This window comes from Pseudomonas zhanjiangensis, from assembly GCF_041027545.1.
GTDB classification, from domain to species: Bacteria; Pseudomonadota; Gammaproteobacteria; order Pseudomonadales; family Pseudomonadaceae; genus Aquipseudomonas; species Aquipseudomonas zhanjiangensis.
In genome coordinates, this window is sequence record NZ_JBFTEG010000045.1 from 1 (window position 1) to 3,192 (window position 3,192).

General features: G+C 48.5%; 7 protein-coding genes. 6 read left to right on the forward strand and 1 reads right to left on the reverse strand.

All coding sequences use genetic code 11. From position 1 onward, the window contains the following. On the reverse strand, window positions 1-358 hold a 358-nt coding region (locus AB5S05_RS21950), incomplete at its 3' end, for an IS110 family transposase (protein ID WP_369289621.1). Window positions 359-511: 153 nt separating this feature from the next. On the opposite strand from AB5S05_RS21950, the gene AB5S05_RS21955 reads away from it, so the two are divergent. The 6 genes from AB5S05_RS21955 (at window position 512) to AB5S05_RS21980 (ending at window position 3,060) form a co-directional block, all read left to right on the forward strand. Further along, window positions 512-1,024, forward strand: a complete 513-nt coding sequence (locus tag AB5S05_RS21955) for a GIY-YIG nuclease family protein (RefSeq protein ID WP_369289622.1) — start codon at window positions 512-514, stop codon at window positions 1,022-1,024. 36 nt (window positions 1,025-1,060) lie between these two features. Beyond that, entirely contained in the window at window positions 1,061-1,390 is a 330-nt protein-coding gene (locus AB5S05_RS21960; RefSeq protein WP_369289623.1) for a hypothetical protein, read from the forward strand. Window positions 1,391-1,499: 109 nt separating this feature from the next. Beyond that, window positions 1,500-1,670, forward strand: a complete 171-nt coding sequence (locus AB5S05_RS21965; protein ID WP_369289624.1) for a hypothetical protein — start codon at window positions 1,500-1,502, stop codon at window positions 1,668-1,670. An 80-nt stretch (window positions 1,671-1,750) separates the two neighbouring features. After that, on the forward strand, window positions 1,751-1,966 hold the full coding sequence (locus AB5S05_RS21970) for a DUF7336 domain-containing protein (RefSeq protein ID WP_369289625.1): 216 nt from the start codon (window positions 1,751-1,753) through the stop codon (window positions 1,964-1,966). Window positions 1,967-2,095: 129 nt separating this feature from the next. Continuing rightward, entirely contained in the window at window positions 2,096-2,407 is a 312-nt protein-coding gene (locus AB5S05_RS21975; RefSeq protein WP_369289626.1) for a chorismate mutase, read from the forward strand. 119 nt (window positions 2,408-2,526) lie between these two features. Beyond that, on the forward strand, window positions 2,527-3,060 hold the full coding sequence (locus tag AB5S05_RS21980) for an NYN domain-containing protein (protein WP_369289627.1): 534 nt from the start codon (window positions 2,527-2,529) through the stop codon (window positions 3,058-3,060). The last annotated feature ends 132 nt before the right edge of the window (window positions 3,061-3,192 follow it).

Below are 3,192 nucleotides of genomic sequence, written 5' to 3' on the forward strand. Positions count from 1 at the left end.
ACTGCTGCAGTTGCTGCTGCTCGTGGCTCTTCACCGGCACCGGCCGGATGCCCTGACAGCGCGCCGCTTCGAGGATGGCGTCGCAGTCGTTGCGATCGGTCTTGTTGCGCCGCCGGTAGGGCCGCACGTAGCGCGGATGCAGCAACAGCACCCGATGGCCCAGCGCCTGCGCCAGTCGCCCCCAATAATGCGCCGTGCCGCAGGCCTCCATCACCCACTCGACCGGCTCGGCCTGCTCCTGTATATATCGGCGGAACGCCCCACGACTCAGCCGCCTGCGCTGACTCACCGCGCCGGCACGGACACTCTCGGCAACCTGGTAAACGGACTTGGCCAGATCAACTGCTATGCGTTTCATCAGCGCTCTCCCAGCGAACAGTCAACACCGTTATCGGTATAGAACCGGGGTGCGGGGAGAGTCCATTACAGCATTCAAGTCGCTCGCTTCGCTCACTCGGGACCGGCTAAAGCCGGCCCCTTAACCAAACGTTAGGTTCACTTGAGATACATCATGCCCGTCATCAAGCATGGATATTGCCGAGCATTACGGGAAAACCCCATGGTCTATTCTGATGCGGCCCCACAAAAAGACACTGAGTATGCATACACATACATTGCAAAGTGCAGAAAAACCAAGGAAGTAAAAATTGGGAAGGCCGTAGATCCTTGCTCTAGGCTAGCAAACATCAAAAAAGACAAATTCGGCCCATACACCCAAAACGATTTTAAACTTGAATGCTTAGTTAACACCGGAGTCTGCGAGAAATTCTTGCATCTTGTGTTCAAAAAATACCAAACTCCCTATAACGATCCATTCACCTTTCAAGGTGCATACAAAACAGAAAAATTTGCTCTTCCTCAATGGGCAACTAAAAATCTAGAAATAACAGTGCGCGCCACTATTGAAGTCGGTGGATTTCGCAACAACCATGCTGAAAAAATACCCAGCATCAAAGAAGTCCGCGCTGCAGTAAACCTAACTACTGGTTCAAGTCGCTCGCTTCGCTCACTCGGGACCGGCTAAAGCCGGCCCCTTAACCAAACGTTAGGTATTCGCTCTATGGAAGGCGCGCCAAAAATTGAAGGCAGTAAATTAGTGATCCTGCGCATGGCAGGAGTGGCTATGATTATTGCCTGTGTCAACTATGCTTATATTGGATACATCACCGGAATAATTGAGGTAGGGACAAGGCGTCATTCGCTCCTAATGGCTGGTGAAAACCTCTGGCTTGGCTATTTGTTTTTACTATCATCCGCAGCAATATCGACATTTTTACTATTCATAAATAAAAGCCAAGCTAAAGAATTTAATGCTCTTGCAAAAACATTTGGTAGCGCATGGTTCGTAATACTAGGTGCCTGCATACTAACTAACATGAGCGCACGCTAACACCTAACTAGTGGTTCAAACCGTTCGCTCCGCTCACTGGGACGGGCTAAAGCCCGCCCCTTAACCAAACGTTACCCAATGATAGTGAGATCGGCGTAAGGAAACGTAAATGACATGGAATCAAGGTGACCAAAAAGCAAAAAATCTGCTATTAAGCGAAACCAAACAGCGCTGTCGCCTAACTGCTGTTAAGGCAAACAGCGCTGTTTGGTTTCGCTGGAAGCCGCTGTTTTCTGATTTTTGCCACCTTGAGTTTTACCTGCATTTACATGCCCGCTGAGCGGGCGCGTGCAAATCATCGGATAACAACTCACTAGAGCGAACACTTCGTGTCGCTCACTTCGAACGTTAGAAGCCAATATGAAATCTGTATATATCCTCCATCATGTACACGAATTCGCTGACGGCCACGAAGATCAAAAAATTATTGGTGTCTTTTCATCAGAAGAAAATGCCAAAGCCGCCCTCAACCTCGTAAAGTCTCAGCCTGGATTCTCTAATACACCCGAAGGCTTTGGAATTGCTGAATGGCAGTTAGATCGCGCAGGGTGGCTCGAAGGCTATGTCAGCATTTAACCTAAATCGTGCGGCGTGCTTGGCTTCTAACATGTGGTTCAAATCGTTCGCTTCGCTCACTCGGGACCGGCTAAAGCCGGCCCCTTAACCAAACGTTAGGGTCAAAACAAATAACGGAGTACCACGCACATGGAAGTCAGATGCAACTCACTAAATGAAGTCCGTGAAAACGTCGATAGAATTGATCGTGAAATCGTTACGTTACTCGCTAAGCGCGGCAATTTTGTCACTCAAGCAGCATCATTCAAAAAAACAACAGACGAAGTAAAAGCACCCAATCGAGTCGAGCAAGTTATTGCAAAAGTTACAGCGCTTGCACAAGAGCAAGGTGCGAACCCTGTGGTAGTAGAAAGCGTCTATCGCGCTATGATATCGGCGTTCATTGATGCAGAGTTAAAAGAGCACTCTCTGCTTAACGCACATAGCGGCAACCCTAACTAGTGGTTCAAATCGCTCGCTTCGCTCACTGGGACGGGCTAAAGCCCGCCCCTTAACCAAACGTTAGAGGTACTGCCTTGCCAAACTATCTCCCGATATCGGTGCCCAACAACAGTCGGTTCATGGTATTCGTTGACGGAGAGAATCTCTCTATCCGTTACAAAAACCATCTAGAGAAGAACGGAATTGAAGCCCCGAATCACGTTAAGCATGTTCATGATGTATATACATGGACACAATACGCCAATAGGCATACGCATAGTAAATGCTCATTAGTCAGAAGCTTTTACTATACATGCGCAAAGGGCGACCATGACCGAATCGAAGCCCTGCAAGATGAACTAATTGATTGCGGCATAAGTGATCCAAGAGTGTTCAAGAAAAACACCAGCAACCGCTCAAAGAGAGTAGACATAACGCTTGCAACAGAAATGTTGAGCCACGCATTCCACGACAACTACGATGTAGCTGTTTTGGTCGCTGGAGATGAAGATTATGTGCCATTGGTTCAAGAAATTAAGCGTTCAGGCAAGCAGGTTGCCCTGTGGTTCTTTGAAGATGGTCTAAGCAGGCATTTAAAGCGCGAATGCGATATTTTCCTGAATATTGAATTTTTCTTATGTCGCGAGTCAGGCGAAATCGTAAAGTACCTCTAACAACTGTATATGGACTCTCCCCACAAGCGGCGAGCAATAGCTTTTCCAGCCCTGTCGTCAGTGCGGTTGCATTCGTATATCCGGCCTGTGTTGGGCGTTGCCGCCCTGGCCACTCTGTAGTTCGCACGACGG